Source organism: Pseudonocardia sp. NPDC046786, assembly GCF_040645415.1.
Taxonomy (GTDB): domain Bacteria; phylum Actinomycetota; class Actinomycetes; order Mycobacteriales; family Pseudonocardiaceae; genus Pseudonocardia; species Pseudonocardia kongjuensis.
In genome coordinates, this window is sequence record NZ_JBEYYF010000004.1 from 277,944 (window position 1) to 295,862 (window position 17,919).

Consider the following 17,919-nt stretch of genomic DNA (forward strand, 5'->3'; position numbering starts at 1 on the left):
CGTGGACGAGCCGCGCCCGGTCTGCACGATCGAGGATCCGCGACTGGCCGAGATCTCCGGGCTCGTCACCGACGGCGCACCGGGGGAACCGCCGCAGCACTATCACACGATCGTCGACGGCGGCGGCACCGCCGAGGTGTTCACCCTCGATCCGGTGGGTTGCACGGTGACGGCGCAACGGGACGCCCCGGTGCGGGTCACCGACGTCGAGGATCTCGGCCGCACACCGGACGGCGGGCTCTGGCTCGCCGACATCGGTGACAACACGGCGCGCCGCGAGTCGGTGCGCCTGGTCGTGCTGCCGGTCGACGGACCGCCCCGCAGCTACGACCTCGTCTACCCGGACGGTCCGCGGGACGCCGAGGCGGTGCTCGTCGCCGACGACGGGACCCCGCTGATCGTGGACAAGACAACCGGGGCGGCAGGGCTGTACCGGCCCGCGGAGCCGCTCACCGAGGATTCGGTGGTGGCGCTGGAACGGGTGGCCGACGTCGTCCTGCCGTACTCGGCGACCACCGGCGGCCCGCTGGGCGCGGTCGGCACGCGGACGATCACCGGCGGCGCCGTCGGACCGATGGCGGCGGACGGCGGGCGGGCCGCGGCCCTGCGCACCTACACCGACGCCTGGCTGTTCCCGCTGCCCGACGGCCCGGTGACCGGGGACGTCCTGGTCGGGGCGCTGGGCGGGGCCCCGCTGCAGGTGCCGCTGCCCGGTGAGCCACAGGGCGAAGCGGTGGCCCTGGACGGCCGCGGGACGCTGCACTCCGCCACCGAGGCGCGGGGCCTGTCCCCGGCCGCGATCCGGTCGGTTGCCGGTGCGGTCGCCGCCGCGACGGCACCGGCCGCACCGGTCGCGGCCCAGCCGGCGGAGGCGCCCGACGTCCCGTCCTTCCCGCCGTGGCTGCCCGCCGCGGCCGGGATGGCGGTCGTCGTCGCGGTGCTGCTCGCCGGAGTCGGGGCGATGGCGCTGCACGGCCGCCGCAGGCGGTGACCGTGCCCCGGCCCGGGGCCGGCACCGTGGCCCGGCCCGGGATCGGCACCGCGCCCCCGCCGGGGGGCGGCACCGTGCCCCGGCCCGGGGGTCGGCTCAGAGCCGGCGCAGCACCGCGACGACCCGGCCCAGGATCGATGCCTCGTCGCCCGGGATCGGCTCGTAGGCGTCGTTGGCCGGCATCAGCCAGATGTGACCGTCCCGGCGCCGGAACGTCTTGACGGTGGCCTCGCCGTCGATCATCGCCGCGACCACCTCGCCCTGTTCCGCGACCGGCTGCTGCCGGACGACGACCCAGTCCCCGTCGGTGATCGCCGCGTCCACCATGGAGTCACCCTTGACGTTCAGCAGGAACAGGGTGCCCTCGCCGACGATCTCGCGGGGGAGCGGGAACACGTCCTGCACGGCCTGCTCGGCCAGGATCGGCCCACCGGCGGCGATGTCGCCGAGCAGCGGCACGAACGCGGGTGCCGGCCGCTCCGAGCGCCCTGCCTCGGTGTCGGCGTCGGTCCCGTCCCCCGCGGCGGTCTGGTCGGGGCTGCGCACGTCGACCGCACGGGTCCGGTTCGGGTCCCGGCGCAGGAAACCCTTGCGCTCCAGGGTCCGCAGCTGGTGGTGCACCGACGACGTGGAGGTCAGCCCCACCGCGTCGCCGATCTCCCGCACGCTCGGCGGGTAGCCGTAGCGGTCGACCCAGTCCCGGATCACCGCCAGGACCTTCCGCTGCCGCGGGGTCAGGCCGCGCGTGTCGGCCGGGGGCTCGGGGAACTCCCGGACGTCGGCGGAACCCCGCCCGGGGGACGCACCGCCTCCGGACTCGTCCGCTGCCATCGCATTCGCCTCCTCGAGGATGTACCGACACGGACACTAGCCGTCTTCGGCCGGTCCGCCAAACATGCGTTCGAAGTTCGTCACCCGCGTGTCGTGGATTTCGTCGGGCACCGGTGGTACAACATCGCACAGGCGTTCGATCGAACATCGATTCGAGCGTCGGGGTGCCCGGGGCGGGCGTCCCGTGCGGGCAGGGAGGCGAGCGGCATGGGTGTGGTGACCGAGGTCCGGCCGTGGGAGGTCGGGCGGCAGGCGCGATCCGTGCCGCCGGCGAGCCCGGGGCGAGCCGAGCTGCCGAGGCGGCCGATACAGCCGACGCGGTCGGCGCGACGGGCGCGGCCGGTGCGGTCGGCGTGGCCGGCGCGAGCGGGGTGGCCGGTCGCCCGGGCGCGGGGTGTGGCGGCACCCGGTGGCGTGCTGCGGCGGGCCGTCCAGGGCCTGGGGATCGGGCTCGGCTCGGCGGTGGCGGTGATCGGGCTGGGTCTGCTCGCGGAGGTCTCGGCAGCGGCGGTGGCGCCGGTGGCGACGCCGCCGTCGGTGGTCGTCCAGAGCGTGCTGCCGGCCGGCCACTGAGCCCGGCCGGAGCGGGCTGAGCGGCGACGATCCGATTCCTGTCGGTGTCCGGTGCTACACAGCTCGCACGCCCGTTCGACCGGCCCCGGGGAAGGGCCGGGCGGGATGGGCAGGACGCGTGGCCGGGTGTGGCCGGCGTCGACGGTGACCGTTCCGCCGCAGCAGGCGGGTGGTCCTCGAGGAGCAGGAGGAGCCATGCGAGAGCTCGACGTGCGTGAGGTGGCACCGCGGCCACGGACCGGTCGGCCGGGCCGGGCGGCGGCCGCGGGTGCGCCGCAGTGGTCCGGCGCTGCCGGGGTGCGCGAGCGGGTGCGTGCCGGGGCCGCCCACGCGGTGCGCTGTGCCGGGGCGCGGCGTCCGGCCCGCGGATCAGCGGCGGCCCGGGCCGCGGCCCGGTGGGACATGCCCGTCCCCGGGTCCGAGGTGCCCGAGCGGGCCTCCGGTCCGGCGTTCGGCGCGCTCCTGAGGGCCTCCGCTCCCGTGTCCGGTGCCCCCGAGCGGGCCTCCGGTGCGGTCGCCGGTGCCTCCGGGTGGGGCTCCGGTGCGGCCGCCCGGACCTCCGGTCCGCGCACATCGCCCGCCGGCCCGGGCGCGGCGTCCGCCGCGGCCCCGGCCGTGGCATCGAGCGTGGCATCGAGCGTGGCGTGCCCTGCTGCGTCCACGGCGTCCCGGGTCGCCGGGTCCGGTGTGGCCCTCACCCGGTACCCCGGGGCGGCTCGGGCCAGGGACGCGACTGCGCGGGTCCGCGCTGTGCGCCCACCGGGGCGCCACTGCGTGGCCCCTGCCCGGCGGCACCGTCCGGTGGTGCGACGTCGCTCACGGGGTGAGCGACTGCTGGTCGGGGCTGCCACGGTGGTCTGCTCGGCCACGGTGGTCGTGGTCCTGGGGCTGCTCGGGGGTGCGGCGGCCGGATGGAACGCCGAGGTCGCCCCGGCACCCGGGCCGGCGGCGACGGCTCCGGCCGCTCCGTGACGCCGGGCGCGCCGTGTGCCCGCCGGGCCGACCGGGGGATCGCGCCGCATGCGATCCGACCGACCGGCGGCCGTGCCGGGCGTCGCCCGCCCGGCCGGAGACCACATCGAGCACGGCCGCCGCACGTGACAGGAGCCCTGCCGCCCGGCGCGTCGGGATGGCGTGTCCCCGACCCGCGACACCGTCCGTCGCGGTCCGCCCGGGGCGCCGGACGGACCCCGGGATCGCGTCACGCGCGCTGATCAGGGCGGATGTGCAGGTTCATGATCCGTGTGCTCCCGCGGCCGCGCGGGGGCCGTGTGCGACCCTCGTTCCCGATCGGGCGAAGCTCGGCGCCATGCCGGACCCGGGGATGGCGCACCCCAATATGTAGGGGTTACATTGGTGTCGTTCTCCCACTGGTTGGGGGAGCCGTCACCGCGGTACATCGCGGTGCGGGGCGGAGAATTCCCGCCGGGTCACGGGAGAAGGGGAGTGCCGACGTGCGTTGCCCGTTCTGCCGCCACCCGGATTCGCGGGTGATCGACTCCCGGACCGCCGACGACGGGACCTGCACCCGCCGCCGCCGGTCCTGCACCGCCTGCGGTCGCCGGTTCACCACGGTCGAGGAGACCGTGCTCGCCGTCGTCAAGCGCAGTGGGGTGAGCGAGCCCTTCAGCCGGCAGAAAGTTGTCGGCGGGGTTCGACGGGCGTGTCAGGGCCGGCCGGTCGACGAGGACGACCTGCAGCAGCTCGCCCACCGGGTCGAGGAGACGGTGCGGGCCCGCGGTGCGGCCGAGATTCCCAGCCACGAGGTGGGGCTGGCGATCCTCGGACCGCTGCGCGAGCTCGACGAGGTCGCGTACCTGCGGTTCGCGAGCGTCTACCGATCCTTCTCCTCCATCGAGGACTTCGAGAAGGAGATCGCCGACCTCCGTTCGGCGGCTGCCGGGGAAGCAGTCGACGACGGGGCCGGCAACCGGGACGGCTGACGCCGATCCGCCGGTACCGGTGCGGGCGCGCAGGGGGCGCATCCACCGGCGGCGGACCGGCATTGCCGGCCGGACCGGGAACGGGGGCGGTGTCCCAGCACCGCCTCGGGTGCCCGCGCACCCCAGCGCGCGGGAGAGGAACGTCGGATGCGGAGGCAGTTCATGACCGAGACCGTCGGGGGCCCGGCGACAGGCACCGGGAGCACGACCCAGAGCACGGCCCAGAACGGCGACGCGCCCGCGAAGGCGCGCGGCCGCGGGAAGGCGGGCGCCAGGCAGCGCGCCGGGCTGCCCGTGCAGCGGGTCTTCACGACCGAGGGTGTGCACCCGTACGAGCAGGTCGAGTGGGAGCGCCGGGACGTCGTCATGACGAACTGGCGGGACGGCACGGTGAACTTCGAGCAGCGCGGCGTCGAGTTCCCGCGGGCCTGGTCGGTGAACGCCACCAACATCGTCACCAGCAAGTACTTCCGTGGCGCCGTCGGCAGCGAGACCCGCGAGTCGAGCCTGCGCCAGCTCATCGACCGGGTGGTCGGCACCTACCGGCGGGCCGGCGTCGAGCACGGCTACTTCGCCACCGAGGCCGAGGCCGAGATCTTCGACCACGAGCTGACCTGGATGCTGCTGCACCAGGTGTTCAGCTTCAACTCGCCGGTCTGGTTCAACGTGGGCACCGCCAGCCCGCAGCAGGTCAGCGCCTGCTTCATCCTCTCGGTCGACGACACCATGGAGTCGATCCTGAACTGGTACCGGGAGGAGGGCCTGATCTTCAAGGGCGGCTCCGGCGCCGGGCTCAACCTGTCCCGGATCCGCTCGTCGCGTGAGCTGCTGTCCTCCGGTGGCACCGCGTCCGGCCCGGTCTCCTTCATGCGCGGCGCGGACGCCTCCGCCGGCACCATCAAGTCGGGCGGCGCGACCCGCCGGGCGGCGAAGATGGTCGTGCTCGACGTCGACCACCCCGACATCGAGGAGTTCGTCGAGACCAAGGCCAAGGAGGAGGCCAAGGTCCGGGTGCTGCGCGACGCCGGATTCGACATGGACCTGGGCGGCTCCGACATCACATCGGTGCAGTACCAGAACGCGAACAACTCGGTCCGGGTGACCGACGAGTTCATGCGTGCGGTCGAGGAGGGCACCGACTTCGGCCTCCGCGCCCGGATGACCGGCGAGATCATCGACCGCACCGACGCCCGGAAGCTCTTCCGCGGCATCGCCGAGGCCGCCTGGAACTGCGCCGACCCCGGCATCCAGTACGACGGCACGATCAACGACTGGCACACCACGCCGGAGTCGGGGCGGATCACCGCGTCGAACCCGTGCTCGGAGTACATGCACCTGGACAACTCCAGCTGCAACCTCGCGTCGCTGAACCTGCTCAAGTTCCTCGACGCCGACGACCGGTTCGACGCCGAGACCTTCGCCAAGGCCGTCGAGCTGATCATCACCGCGATGGACATCTCCATCTGCTTCGCGGACTTCCCGACCGACCCGATCGCCGACACCACGCGGCGCTTCCGGCAGCTCGGCATCGGCTACGCGAACCTGGGCGCGCTGCTCATGGCGACCGGGCACGCCTACGACTCCGAGGGTGGCCGGGCGCTGGCCGGGGCGATCACCTCGCTGATGACCGGCGCCGCCTACAAGCGCTCCGCCGAGCTCGCCGGGGTCGTCGGCCCCTACGACGGCTACGCCCGCAACGCCGAGGCCCACCAGCGGGTGATCCGCAAGCACGCCGCGGCGAACGACGGCATCCGCAGCTTCCCGGCGTCCAACCCGGTCCAGCAGCTCGCGTCGCAGACCTGGAAGAAGTGCCAGGAGATCGGCGAGGCGAACGGCTGGCGCAACGCGCAGGCGTCCGTGCTGGCCCCGACCGGCACGATCGGCCTGATGATGGACTGCGACACGACCGGTATCGAGCCGGACCTGGCGCTGGTCAAGTTCAAGAAGCTGGTCGGCGGCGGCTCCATGCAGATCGTCAACCAGACCGTGCGCCGGGCCCTGGACAACCTCGGCTACCAGGCCGAGCAGGCCGAGGCCATCGTCGAGTACGTCGCCGAGCACGGCCACGTCATCGACGCGCCGGGCATGAAGCCCGAGCACTACGAGGTGTTCGACTGTGCCATGGGGGAGCGGTCGATCGCCCCGATGGGGCACGTACGGATGATGGCGGCCGCGCAGCCGTTCCTGTCCGGCGCGATCTCCAAGACGGTGAACATGCCCGAGCGGGCCACCGTGGAGGACGTCGAGCGGATCTACCTCGAGGGCTGGCGGCTCGGCCTCAAGGCCCTCGCCATCTACCGGGACAACTGCAAGGTCGGGCAGCCGCTGTCGGCGGGCAAGGGCAGCTCGGGCGAGAAGTCCGCGGAGGCCGAGTCGGCGCCGACGGTCGTCGTCGAGCAGCGGCCGATCCGCAAGCGGCTGCCCAAGAAGCGCCCGAGCGAGACGGTGTCGTTCACCGTCGGCGGCGCCGAGGGCTACCTCACCGCGGGCAGCTACCCCGACGACGGGCTCGGCGAGATCTTCGTCAAGCTCGGCAAGCAGGGCTCCACCCTGGCCGGCGTGATGGACGCGTTCTCCATGTCGATCTCGGTCGGCCTGCAGTACGGCATCCCGCTGGAGTTCTACGTCTCGAAGTTCTCCAACCTGCGCTTCGAGCCGGCCGGCATGACCGACGACCCGGACGTCCGGATCGCCACCTCGGTGCTGGACTACCTGTTCCGCCGGCTCGCGCTGGACCACCTGCCCTACGAGAAGCGAGCCCAGCTGGGCATCTTCTCCTCGGACGAGCGGTCGGCCCAGGTCGAGAACGAGTACGGCTCGGGGGAGAACCTGGACCTCGACGAGTTCCGCTCGTCGGTGCCCACCACCACCGAGAAGAAGGACCCGGCCGTCGAACCGGCCCCGGTCGAGGTCGGTAGCTCGACCGAGCTGCTCGAGCTGCGGCTGGGCAAGGCCGCCGACGCCCCGCTGTGCATGACCTGCGGGACGAAGATGCGGCCCGCCGGATCCTGCTACCTCTGCGAGGGCTGCGGCTCCACCAGCGGTTGCAGCTGACGTTCCACCCGCGGGCGGTACCGGACTCCGGTGCCGCCCGGCGGTGCGTCCCGGTCCGGGCGGCGGCATCGGTGACGTCCACCGGCGCCCGGCCGGTCATCGGCCCCGGCCGCCGGAACGGACGTGAGCGAGCGAGGAGGGGGTGGCCGTGCCCGACCTGACCGACCGGACCGACCGGACGGCGGAGCTCGCCGAGCGGCTGCGGACCGACCCGAGGATCCTCGCCCTGGTCCTCGGTGCCCCCTGGCGCCGCGCGACCGGCGGCGGCCCGGCCGATGGTGGGACCGGCGGAACCGGAGTACCCGTCCCCGATCCGGGCCGTGGCCCCGCCGCCCCCGGAACCGACGCCGGTGGCGACCCCCGTCCCGGCGCCGGTCCGGCACCGGGCACCGGTTCGGCACCGGGCACCGGTCCGGCCCTCGGGGCCGGCCCGGGAGCGGACGGCCGCGGCCGGATGTACGTCGGCGTCCCGTCCCCGTCCGAGCTGGGCGAGCTGGGCCTCCCGGCGGAGGGCCTGCGGCACTTCGGGCTCAGCCCCGCCGAGCTGCGCGCCGGCGGCTGGACCGACACCGACCTGCGCGCCGCGGGCCTGACCCCGCCCGGGGCCGGGCCGGAGCCAGTCGAGTGGTTCCTGGCGGGGGAGCCCGCGCAGCTGATGCTCGGCATCGCGCCGCACGGACCGCCGCTGCTCGCCCGCCCCGAGCCGGGACCGCCCACCGGTGCGCTCGAGCCGGCCGACCTGCAGGAGATCGCGGCGATCGAGGACTGCGCCGACCCGGAGAGCGAGGCGATGCTGCTGGTCCGCGAGATCCGGGACGGGCTGGTCCGCCGGGCCCGCCGCCGGCTCGCGCACTGCGTGGTCTGCCTGCGCCAGGTGCACCGCACCGACCCGACGACCGGGATCTGCCCGGACTGCGCCGCGCAGTGGCTGGGCGTGCTCGGGTGAGCGCCGGTCAGGTCGCCGAGACCGGCCCCGGCCGGGTCCCGGTCGCGGCGGGCGGGCAGCGCAGCAGCTGGCGCCACTGCTCGGCACTCCAGCGGGCCGGTTCGGTCGAGGCGAGGAACTCCTCCAGCAGGCCGACGAAGCGGGCCGGATCGGAGTGGAACGGGAAGTGCCCGGTGTCGTCGAAGATCTCCAACCGGCTCCCCGGCATCGCCCGGTGCGCGGTGTAGGCGTGCTCGACGGGTACCACCGCGTCCCGCTCGCCCCACACGAGCAGCGTCGGCATCCCGCGGGTGAGGTAGCAGCGGTCGAGCATCGTCACGATCTGGCCGCGCCAGTCGACGACGGCGCGCAGGGTCCGGATGAACGCCGCCCGGGCGGTGGCGTCGGGCAGCGCGTCGATCACCCGGATCAGGTCGTCGGCGTCGCGGCCGAGATCGGTGCCGAGCAGCCGCAGCGCGTCGATCACCAGACCGGCCTGCCAGCGCAGCGGCGGCAGCTGCAGCGCGGCGAGCAGGGCCTGCGCGCCGGGCATGCTCACCGCGCGCAGCAGCGGCGTCACGTCCGGACCGGCCCCGCCGGTGCCGACGAGCACGAGCCGTTCGGTCCGCTCCGGGAACTGGTAGGCGAACTGCATGGCGACGCCGCCACCCAGCGAGTGCCCGACCAGGGTGGCCCGCTGCACGCCCAGCACGCCGAGCAGGTCGCGGACGCCATTGGCGTAGGCGGCCACCGAGTAGTCGGCCCGCGGCTTCTCCGAGTTGCCGTGCCCGAGCAGGTCGGGCGCGATCACCAGGTGCTTGCGCGCGAGCGCGGGCAGCACGGCCTCCCAGGTCGCGGAGCTGTCACCGATGCCGTGCACCAGCACCACCGCCGGGCCGGACCCGGCGACCCGGAACGCCCGCCGGTATCCGTGCACGGTCCGGAACCGCAGCTCCGAGCCCCGCGGCGGCACGACGCCCAGCCGGTCGTCGACCCGGACCCGCCGGGAGGTGTGGACCGCCATCCGGCGACGGTAGTGCCGCCGCGTTACCCCGGTGTTGCACCGACGGATCGCGCACCGGGAGTGCACCGGGAACACCGCACCGGGCGACCGCCCGCGCCCCGGCACGGCCTAGGGTCGGGTGGTGACCGATCGTTACCAGGTGGTCCCCGCGTCCTACGTGCTGCTGCTGCGCGGCACCGGCGATCGCACCGAGGTGCTGCTGCAGCTGCGCGCGAACACCGGCTACATGGACGGCCACTGGGCGGCCGCCGCGGCCGGGCACGTCGAGCAGGGGGAGGACCCGCCGGCCGCCGCCGTCCGCGAGGCCCGCGAGGAGCTCAGCCTGACGATCGCCCGGGACGACCTGGTCCCGCTGACCGCGGTCCACCGCACCCACGGCAACGGCCGGCCGATCGACGAGCGGGTCGACTTCTTCTTCACCTGCCGCCGCTGGACGGGCGAACCGCGGGCGGCCGAGGCCGGGAAGACGGCCGGGCTGGACTGGTTCCTGCTGACCGCGCTCCCGGCGGCGACGGTGCCGCACGAGCGGGCCGTCCTGGAGGCGCTGCGCGACGGCGGCCCGGCCGCGATCCGCAGCCACGGCTTCGGCTGACGCACCCCGGCCCGGTGCCCGGTTCACCGCCTGGTCGCGCCGAGGAACCACCGGTCCACCGAGAACGGCTCGTCCCCGCAGGCCGCGACGCCGGACCCCCAGGCGTCCACCTCGGCCCGGCTCAGCCCGCACCGGCCGGGCGCCGCCGCGGCCACCATCTCGCGCAGCGCGAGCCCGTAGCCGTTCGACGCCGGCCCGCGCATCGGCGCCCGCTCGGACCACTCGCCGGTGAACCCGGCGGCGCGCAGCATCGGCCCCAGCTCGTGCGGCAACCGCGGCCGCGGCACCGTGGTGCACCACGCGTCCCGGATCCGGCGGTGCCGGTCCTGGCCGGGGCCGGGCCAGTGCAGCGACGTCCAGTCGGTGTCGAGCACGAGCAGCCGCCCGCCCGGGCGCAGCACCCGGTGCAGCTCGGCCGGGGCCGGACCGGGATCGGGCAGGAACTCCAGCACCTGCAGGCAGGCGACGGCGTCGAACGGTCCGTCCGGCAGCGAGCCGGGCCCGCCGAGCGCCCGCTGCTCGACGACCGCACGGGCGCGGCAGCGGCGCCGGGCCAGGGTGACCATCACCGGATCCGGGTCGATTCCGTGCACACCGGGCCCGACCGCGTCGGCCAGCTCGGCGAGGAGCTGCCCGGGGCCGCTCCCGATCACCAGCACCCGCTCGCCCGGCCGCGCGGCCAGCAGGGCGAGCGTCCGGGCGCGCTCGGCGCCCGCCTCCGCCGTGTCGTAGGTGCCGGCCACCAGCCGTGCGCTCGCGGCGTCGGTCGGCACCATCGGGCCCGCCTCAGCTCCCCGTGTAGCGGGCGGACTCGATCAACGACTCGACCGACTCCGGTGGCACCCGGAACGAGCGGCCGAACCGGACCGCCGGCAGCTCCCCCGAGTGCACCAGCCGGTACACCGTCATCCGCGACACCCGCATCCGCTCGGCCACCTCGGCCACGGTGAGGAACGGCGCGTCCCGCCCGGACCGTTGCTCCGGGATCCCTGCCCCCATCGTTGCGCCCCTCCCCGGATCGGGCACCGCACAGGGCCCCGACCATCGTGATCACCGAACGCAGGGACGGTAGCGCGGATTCCGACCTCCTCCGGGTGCGGGCATGTCCCACCCTCGGGTGTACTCGGCGAGCGATATCGGCGCTGTGTCACCAAAGGTGCACGTATGGTGATCCTCGGGTGTGCGAGACGAGGTCACGTCGAAGGAGGGCGACATGTCCGTACCGACCGGGTCCGACCTGGAGCCAGGCTGGTTCACCGATTCCGACGCGCCCGCCGTGCGCGCGTTCGCCGAGCGGGTCACGGTGGGCCGCGGCGATCCCGTCGAGCGGGCGGTGGCTCTGTTCGATGCCGTCCGCGACGGCATCTGGTACGACCCGTTCGGGGTGGTCACCGATCCCGGCGACTACCGGGCGAGCCGGGTCGCCGAGCGGACGGCGGCCTGGTGCGTGCCGAAGGCGGTGCTGCTCACCGCCGCCGCCCGCGCGGCCGGGATCCCGGCCCGGCTCGGGTTCGCCGACGTCCGCAACCATCTCAACACCCCGCGACTGCGGGCCCGGATGGGCGGCGCCGACCTGTTCGCCTGGCACGGCTACAGCGCGCTGTGGCTGGACGGCCGGTGGGTCAAGGCGACGCCCGCGTTCAACGCCGAGCTGTGCGCCCGGTTCGGCGTCGAGCCGATCGCGTTCGACGGGACGGCGGACGCGCTGATGCACGAGTTCGACGGATCCGGTGCGCGCTACATGAGCTATGAGCACGACCGCGGCACCTTCCACGATCTCCCGCTGGACGACGTGCTCGCCACCTTCCGGGAGCTCTACGGCGAGTCGATGTTCGCGGCGCCGTCGACCGGCCGGGACGCCTTCACCCGGTAGCCCGCCGGACCCGGCGGCCCGGCGAGCCCGATAGCACTGCACACGATCTATCGTGCTGTGGGTGAGCCTCCCGACCGTGACCGACGACGATCCGAGCGGCGACTGGACGGCGGCGGGGGTGTTCCGCAGCGCCCCGGGCGTCTACCGGATCCCGCTGCCGCTGCCCAACGACGGCCTGCGGGCGGTGAACGTCTACGCGGTCGCCGACGCCGGCGGCTGGACCATGGTCGACTCCGGATGGGCCATCGACGAGGCCCGGGACCTGCTGGAGAAGTCGCTCGCCGCGCTCGGATCCGGGCTGGGCGACGTCCGCCGGTTCCTCATCACCCACGCCCATCGCGACCACTACACGCTGGCGTCGGTGCTGCGCCGCGAGTACGGCACCCGGGTGCTGCTCGGTGCCGGGGAGAAGCCGAACCTGGACGTCGTCGCCGATCCGGCCCGCCCGGCCCGGGAACCCGACCGGACCCGGCTGCTGCGCTGCGGCGCGGCGGCGCTGGTCGAGGAGATCGGCCGCAGCGGCCCGTGGCCCCGGCCGGAGCCGGAGGAGTGGCAGGCGCCGGACGAGTGGATCGCCGACCGGGCGGTGATCACGCTGGGGGAGCAGGCGGACGTCCGGTCGCTCACCGCCGTCGAGACCCCCGGGCACACCCGCGGCCATCTGGTGTTCGCCGACGACGCGCACGAGCTGCTGTTCGCCGGTGACCACGTGCTGCCCCGGATCACCCCGTCGATCGGGCTGCAGCCGGCGCCGGTGGCGAGCCCGCTCGGCCAGTTCCTGGACTCGCTGCGGTTGGTCCGGGCCCGGCCGGACGCCGATCTGCTGCCCGCGCACGGGCCGGTCGGCGGCCGGGTGCACGCCCGCGTCGAGGAGCTCCTGGCGCACCACGACGTCCGGCTCGTGCAGTGCCGGGACGCGGTCGCCGCCGGCAACCCGACCGCCTGGGAGGTGGCCCGGGTGCTGCGCTGGACCCGCCGCGAGCACCGGTTCGACGACATGAACCTGTTCAACCGGATGCTGGCCGTGCTGGAGACGGTGGCGCACCTCGACGTGCTCGCCGATCTGGGCGAGCTCACCCGCACCGAGGCCGCCGACCCGGGGACCTGCGCGCCGCTCGCCACCTACACCGCCTGATCCGCGCGGCGGGCCGCGACACGCCGGTGGTCGTTCACCCGGTGGACGTGTCGGGGTGGCCGCCGGGGCCGGAATACGGCACAGTGACACCACCGGATTCCCCACCCGCAACGGAGGTCTCCCCGAGCCCCACGCAGCACACGAACCAGCACCCGGCACCAGCGCACGGTCGCCGCGCCACACACCGCAGAGTCCCGAGGACGTAGGGGAAGACGATCCTCGTCGACGACAGCGGAGGTTGGCAGTGAGCACACGCGGAGTGGTGTTCGTCCACTCGTCGCCGACTGCGGTCTGTCCGCACGTCGAGTGGGCGCTCTCGGGCGTTCTCGGAACGCGGGTCTCTCTCGAGTGGTCCGCGCAGCCGGTCGCGTCCGGGCAGATGCGGGCCGAGTGCTCGTGGAGCGGTCCGGCCGGGAGCGGGTCCGCGCTCGCGAGCGCGTTGCGGGCCTGGTCGATGCTGCGGTTCGAGGTGACCGAGGAACCGAGCCCGGGCATGGACGGCGAGCGGTTCATGCACGTGCCGGGCCTGGGCATGTGGCACGGGCGCACCAGTGCGAACGGTGACGTCGTGCTGCCCGAGGACCAGCTCCGGGCGGTGATGGCGGAGAACGGCGGCTCGGGCCTGTCCCGGCGGCTGGACCAGCTGCTCGGCACGGCCTGGGACGACGAGCTCGAGTCCTTCCGCTTCGCCGGCGACGGCGCCGCGGTGACCTGGCTGAACCACCGGGTCGGCTGACCGCACCCGGCCCCGGCACACTGTCCGATGTGTGCAGGAGGCAGGGATGAGCGCCCGGGCGGCGGCGGTCGCCGCCGGGATGGTGGTCGCGCTGGTCGCGATCGGTGGGACGGCGTGGACCGCGGCCGGTGCCGCGCCGCGTGGCGTCGCCCCCGGGGCGGCTCCGCCATCCCTCCCGCAGGACGGCGCCGGCGACGGGACCGTGACGATCAGCGCCGGCGCGGCCGGCCATCCGGCGGCCCGGCTGGTGCTCGAACGGGTCCAGCTCTACTTCGACGCGGTCAACGGCCGCGATCACGAGACGTGGGCGCGGGTGGTCAGCCCGGAACGCGCCGAGCAGCAGCCGCGCGAGGTGTGGCTGGACGGCGTCGGCTCGACGATCGACGGCACCATCCGGGTGGACCGGATCGATCCGGCGCCGGGTGGCGGGGTGGTCGCGCTGGTGCGCTTCGTCAGCGTCCAGGACCCGTCCGACGGGCCGCCGGGGCTGCAGGTCGGCCGGATCTGCTGGCAGGCCGCGTACCCGATGGCCGGGTCGCCACCGCGGATGCTGGTCGGTGACGCGGGCGGCGTGCTCGGCGCCCCCTGCTGAGCGCGCCCGCAACGACGACGGCGGCGGTCCCGGGGTCCGGGACCGCCGCCGTGGACGTGACCGCGGGTCAGACCTTCGTGAACAGCAGCGAGGCGTTGTGCCCGCCGAACCCGAACGAGTTGTTCAGGGCCGCGTCGACGGTGACCTTCCGGGGCTCCCCGGCGACCACGTCGAGCTCGACCTTCGGGTCCTTGTCCTCGAGGTTCAGGGTGGCCGGGATGACGTCGTCGCGCACCGACAGCAGCGCGACGATCCCCTCCACCGCACCGGCCCCGCCGACCAGGTGCCCGAGCGCCGACTTGGGCGCGGTGAGAACCGGGTGGTCGCCGAGCGCCTTGCGCACGGCCACCGACTCGCCGACGTCGCCGACCACCGTGGAGGTGGCGTGGCAGTTGACGTGGGTGACGTCGGAGACCTCCAGCCCGGCGCTCGCGACGGCCTTCCGCATGGCGCGGACCTGGCCCTCGCCCTCCGGGTCGGGCCCGGTGATGTGGTAGGCGTCCGAGGTCATCCCGATCCCGGCGAGCCTGCCGTGCACGGTCGCCCCGCGGGCCCGCGCGAACTCCTCCCGCTCGAGCACCAGCACGCCGGCGCCCTCGCCGAGGACGAACCCGTCGCGCCCGGTGTCGAACGGCCGGGAGGCGCGCTCCGGGTCGTCGTTGCGGGTGGACAGGGTCCTGGCCTGCACGAACCCGGCCACGGTGATCGGCACGATGCAGGACTCGGCGCCGCCGGCCAGAACCACGTCGACCTCGCCGGCCTGCAGCAGCCGGTAGGCCCAGGCGAGCGCCTCGGCGCCGGTCGCGCACGCCGACGCGGGGGAGTGCACCCCGCCCTTGGCCTTGTACTCCAGGCTGACCATCGCGGCCGGCCCGTTGGGCATCAGCATCGGCACCGTCAGCGGCGAGACCTTGCGCAGGCCGTGCTCCTCGAGCAGGTCGTCCTGCGCGAGCAGGGTCGGCGCCCCGCCGATGCCGGCCCCGATCACGACGGCGAGCCGCTCGGCCTCGACGGCCGCGCCGTCCTCGCCGGGGACCGCGCCGAGACCGGAGTGCGCCCAGGCCTCCTTGGCGGCGACCATCGCGACCTGCTCGCACCGGTCCATCCGGCGGGCCTGCACCCGCGGGATGACCTCGGTGGGCTCGACCGCGAGCTGGGCCGCGATCTGCACCGGGAGGTCGAAGCGTTCGGTCCACTCCGCCTCGACGGTGCTCACGCCGGACTTCCCGGCGAGCAGTGCCTCCCAGGTGGAGGCGGCGTCCCCGCCGAGCGGGGTGGTGGCCCCGAAACCGGTGACGACCACTCCGTCGGTCATGACGTCTCCTTTTCCCCGACGAGACGACAGCGCTCGCCGGTTCGGCTCACTGGTGCTTGGCGATGAAGTCGACGGCGTCGCCGACGGTCTTCAGCTCGGCCAGCTGGTCGTCCGGGATCTTCGCGCCGAACTTGTCCTCGGCCTGCACGGCGATCTCCACCATGGACAGCGAGTCGATGTCCAGGTCGTCGACGAACGACTTCTCGGGGGTCACCTCGGCGGTGTCGATGCCGGCGACCTCCTCGACGATCTCGGCAAGCCCGGACAGGATCTCAGCGTTGTCAGCCACGTTCGGTTCTCCTCCGATGGGTGGGGGGTCGGTCGTACGGGGTGGTGCGGTGTGCCAGGGCCGACCGTCTCACGGACAGACGACGACCTGTCCGGCGTAGGACAGTCCTGCGCCGAAGCCTACGAGCAGCAGTACGTCGCCGGACCGTACCCGGCCGGCACTGCGCATGTGGTCCAGCGCCAGCGGGATGGACGCGGACGAGGTGTTGCCGGAGTGCACGATGTCGTCGGCGACGACGAGATCGTCCCGGGCGCCCTTGGAGCGCAGCTTGCGGGCGATCGCCTCGACGATCCGCAGGTTGGCCTGGTGCGGGATCAGCACGTCGATGTCGGCGGGGGCCAGCCCGGCCCGCTCGATCGCGTCCAGTGCGACCGGCGCCACCGCGGTGGTGGCCCAGCGGAACACCGCCTGGCCCTCCTGGTGCAGCTTGTTCGTCGACTCGCCGAGGATCCGGATCGCCGACGCCTGGTCCCCGGAGCTGCCCCAGGCGACCGGCCCGATCCCGATGCCGTCCTGCGCGGTCGCCGGCCCGACCAGCGCGGCACCCGCGCCGTCGGCGAAGATGATGCTGGTCGAGCGGTCGTCCCAGTCCATCCAGTCGGAGAGCTTCTCGGCGCCGATCACCAGCACGTTCGGCACGCTGCCGCCGCGGACCATGTCCGCGGCGACACCGAGCGCGTAGGAGAAGCCGGCGCAGGCCGCGTTCAGGTCGAACGCGGGGACCCCGTTCGCGCCGAGCCGGGTGGCGACCTGGGCGGCGGCGTTCGGGATCGGGTTGGGCATCGTGCAGGTGGCGACGATCACCGCGCCCGGCCCGGCCGCGTCGAGCCCGGCGTCCTTGAGCGCGGCCAGCCCGGCGGCGACGGCCAGGTCCGGCAGCGAGGTCGCGTCGTCGGCGATCCGGCGTTCGGCGATGCCGACCCGCGAGCGGATCCAGGCGTCGTCGGTCTCGACCCGGCGGGCCAGGTCGTCGTTGGTGACGACGTGTTCGGGCTGCGCGCTGCCCAGGCCCAGTACGCGCGCCCCGACGGTCGGCTCGGCCAGGCGGATCCGGGTCACTTCCGGTGCTCCTCGATGAGTTGTGCGGCGGCGTCGAGCTGCTCGGGCGTCTTCAGGGCGAGCGTCGGGGTGCCCTTGACCGCCCGCTTGACCAGCCCGGTCAGCGTCGCGCCCGGGGGCAGCTCGAGGGTCGCGCCGACCGACCGCTCGGCCAGGGTCTGCATGCAGGAGTCCCAGCGGACCGGGCGGGTCACCTGGGCGACCAGTCGTTCGAGGGCCTCGGTCCCGGAGCCGACGACACGGCCGTCGGCGTTGGACAGCAGGGTCAGTCCGGGATCGGCGACCGTCACCGACGACGCGTGCTCGGCCAGCGCGGCCCGGGCGGGCTCCATGTGCGCGGTGTGGAAGGCCCCGGCGACCGGGAGCTCCTTGACCCGGGCGCCCTCCGGCGGCCCGGCGACCAGCTCGGTGACCGCCTCCTTCGCACCGGCCGCGACGATCTGGCCCGCGCCGTTGCGGTTGGCCGGGTCCAGGCCGAGCTCGGCGAGCCGGGCCAGCACCACGTCCGGGTCGCCGCCGAGCACGGCGGCCATCGAGGTCGGGGCGACCGCGCAGGCGGCCGCCATCTCCCGGCCACGCACCCCGGCCAGAGCGACCGCGGCGTCGTCGTCGAGCACCCCGGCGATCGCCGCGGCGGTGAGCTCGCCGATCGAGTGGCCCGCGACGACCGTGTCCGCGGGCAGCTCCACCGTCTCGCGCAGCCGGCGGGCCGCCAGCAGGCCGAGGCTGACGATCAGCGGCTGGGTGACCGCGGTGTCGGTGATCTCCGCCGCGTCCGCGGTGGTGCCCAGCCGGACGAGATCGAGGCCGACCGCGTCGGACCAGCCGGCGACGAGCTTCTCGGCGGCGGGGTCCGCCAGCCACGGAGCGAGCATGCCGGGGGTCTGGGCCCCCTGGCCGGGCGCGAGCAGGGCGATCACCGGGACATCACACACCCCACGGGGTCGGCGGCGGGATATCGGTTACGACGAACTTCAGCCCGCCGTG

Annotated in this window: 19 protein-coding genes; 11 read left to right on the forward strand and 8 right to left on the reverse strand. The window is 74.6% G+C overall.

Annotation, left to right across the window (positions count from 1 at the left end):
- The first annotated feature begins 1 nt into the window (after position 1).
- Entirely contained in the window at positions 2–991 is a 990-nt protein-coding gene (locus ABZ881_RS07010; RefSeq protein ID WP_358482467.1) for a hypothetical protein, read from the forward strand.
- 96 nt (positions 992–1,087) lie between these two features.
- On the opposite strand, the gene lexA is transcribed toward ABZ881_RS07010, so the two are convergent.
- Positions 1,088–1,822: a transcriptional repressor LexA gene (gene lexA, locus ABZ881_RS07015; protein WP_358482469.1), complete on the reverse strand. Its 735-nt coding sequence runs from the start codon at positions 1,820–1,822 to the stop codon at positions 1,088–1,090.
- A 396-nt stretch (positions 1,823–2,218) separates the two neighbouring features.
- On the opposite strand from lexA, the gene ABZ881_RS07020 reads away from it, so the two are divergent.
- The 5 genes from ABZ881_RS07020 to ABZ881_RS07040 all read left to right on the forward strand — a co-directional run bounded on the left by ABZ881_RS07020 (position 2,219) and on the right by ABZ881_RS07040 (position 8,338).
- Positions 2,219–2,395 (forward strand): hypothetical protein, encoded by a 177-nt coding sequence (locus ABZ881_RS07020; protein WP_358482471.1) that lies wholly within the window; start codon positions 2,219–2,221, stop codon positions 2,393–2,395.
- Between the two features lie 804 nt (positions 2,396–3,199).
- Positions 3,200–3,367 (forward strand): hypothetical protein, encoded by a 168-nt coding sequence (locus ABZ881_RS07025; RefSeq protein ID WP_358482473.1) that lies wholly within the window; start codon positions 3,200–3,202, stop codon positions 3,365–3,367.
- A gap of 482 nt (positions 3,368–3,849) precedes the next feature.
- The gene (gene nrdR, locus ABZ881_RS07030) at positions 3,850–4,338 is read left to right on the forward strand and encodes a transcriptional regulator NrdR (protein ID WP_358482474.1); all 489 of its coding nucleotides are present in this window, start codon (positions 3,850–3,852) and stop codon (positions 4,336–4,338) included.
- Between the two features lie 162 nt (positions 4,339–4,500).
- Entirely contained in the window at positions 4,501–7,392 is a 2,892-nt protein-coding gene (locus ABZ881_RS07035) for a vitamin B12-dependent ribonucleotide reductase (protein WP_358482476.1), read from the forward strand.
- A gap of 148 nt (positions 7,393–7,540) precedes the next feature.
- Positions 7,541–8,338, forward strand: coding sequence for a hypothetical protein (locus tag ABZ881_RS07040; protein ID WP_358482478.1), 798 nt, complete (start codon positions 7,541–7,543; stop codon positions 8,336–8,338).
- A gap of 7 nt (positions 8,339–8,345) precedes the next feature.
- On the opposite strand, the gene ABZ881_RS07045 is transcribed toward ABZ881_RS07040, so the two are convergent.
- The gene (locus ABZ881_RS07045; RefSeq protein ID WP_358482480.1) at positions 8,346–9,341 is read right to left on the reverse strand and encodes an alpha/beta hydrolase; all 996 of its coding nucleotides are present in this window, start codon (positions 9,339–9,341) and stop codon (positions 8,346–8,348) included.
- A gap of 121 nt (positions 9,342–9,462) precedes the next feature.
- Here ABZ881_RS07045 and ABZ881_RS07050 point away from each other — a divergent pair, with 121 nt between their 5' ends.
- Positions 9,463–9,933 carry an NUDIX domain-containing protein gene (locus ABZ881_RS07050; protein WP_358482482.1) on the forward strand — a complete coding sequence of 157 codons (471 nt, stop codon included), beginning with the start codon at positions 9,463–9,465 and terminating at the stop codon, positions 9,931–9,933.
- Between the two features lie 23 nt (positions 9,934–9,956).
- Here the strand turns inward: ABZ881_RS07050 and ABZ881_RS07055 are convergent, their stop codons facing one another.
- Together ABZ881_RS07055 and ABZ881_RS07060 are read right to left on the reverse strand one after the other, a co-directional pair.
- Positions 9,957–10,709 (reverse strand): methyltransferase domain-containing protein, encoded by a 753-nt coding sequence (locus ABZ881_RS07055; protein WP_358482484.1) that lies wholly within the window; start codon positions 10,707–10,709, stop codon positions 9,957–9,959.
- A gap of 10 nt (positions 10,710–10,719) precedes the next feature.
- Positions 10,720–10,932, reverse strand: coding sequence for a helix-turn-helix domain-containing protein (locus tag ABZ881_RS07060; RefSeq protein ID WP_358482486.1), 213 nt, complete (start codon positions 10,930–10,932; stop codon positions 10,720–10,722).
- A gap of 214 nt (positions 10,933–11,146) precedes the next feature.
- Here ABZ881_RS07060 and ABZ881_RS07065 point away from each other — a divergent pair, with 214 nt between their 5' ends.
- From ABZ881_RS07065 to ABZ881_RS07080, 4 genes are all read left to right on the forward strand, one after another.
- Positions 11,147–11,806: a transglutaminase family protein gene (locus ABZ881_RS07065; RefSeq protein ID WP_358482488.1), complete on the forward strand. Its 660-nt coding sequence runs from the start codon at positions 11,147–11,149 to the stop codon at positions 11,804–11,806.
- 61 nt (positions 11,807–11,867) lie between these two features.
- Positions 11,868–12,941 carry an MBL fold metallo-hydrolase gene (locus ABZ881_RS07070; RefSeq protein ID WP_358482489.1) on the forward strand — a complete coding sequence of 358 codons (1,074 nt, stop codon included), beginning with the start codon at positions 11,868–11,870 and terminating at the stop codon, positions 12,939–12,941.
- Positions 12,942–13,185: 244 nt separating this feature from the next.
- Complete coding sequence (locus tag ABZ881_RS07075) at positions 13,186–13,677, forward strand: DUF3145 domain-containing protein (RefSeq protein ID WP_344027555.1); 492 nt, start codon at positions 13,186–13,188, stop codon at positions 13,675–13,677.
- Between the two features lie 46 nt (positions 13,678–13,723).
- Positions 13,724–14,269 carry a hypothetical protein gene (locus ABZ881_RS07080; protein ID WP_358482492.1) on the forward strand — a complete coding sequence of 182 codons (546 nt, stop codon included), beginning with the start codon at positions 13,724–13,726 and terminating at the stop codon, positions 14,267–14,269.
- Positions 14,270–14,336: 67 nt separating this feature from the next.
- On the opposite strand, the gene ABZ881_RS07085 is transcribed toward ABZ881_RS07080, so the two are convergent.
- The 4 genes from ABZ881_RS07085 to ABZ881_RS07100 form a co-directional block, all read right to left on the reverse strand.
- The gene (locus ABZ881_RS07085) at positions 14,337–15,584 is read right to left on the reverse strand and encodes a beta-ketoacyl-[acyl-carrier-protein] synthase family protein (protein WP_344027559.1); all 1,248 of its coding nucleotides are present in this window, start codon (positions 15,582–15,584) and stop codon (positions 14,337–14,339) included.
- Between the two features lie 46 nt (positions 15,585–15,630).
- On the reverse strand, positions 15,631–15,873 hold the full coding sequence (locus ABZ881_RS07090; RefSeq protein WP_010231572.1) for an acyl carrier protein: 243 nt from the start codon (positions 15,871–15,873) through the stop codon (positions 15,631–15,633).
- Positions 15,874–15,942: 69 nt separating this feature from the next.
- Positions 15,943–16,932 carry a beta-ketoacyl-ACP synthase III gene (locus ABZ881_RS07095; protein ID WP_358482494.1) on the reverse strand — a complete coding sequence of 330 codons (990 nt, stop codon included), beginning with the start codon at positions 16,930–16,932 and terminating at the stop codon, positions 15,943–15,945.
- On the reverse strand, positions 16,929–17,852 hold the full coding sequence (locus ABZ881_RS07100) for an ACP S-malonyltransferase (protein ID WP_358482496.1): 924 nt from the start codon (positions 17,850–17,852) through the stop codon (positions 16,929–16,931). Before ABZ881_RS07100 ends, ABZ881_RS07095 begins: the two co-directional genes overlap by 4 nt.
- Positions 17,853–17,919: the final 67 nt, after the last annotated feature.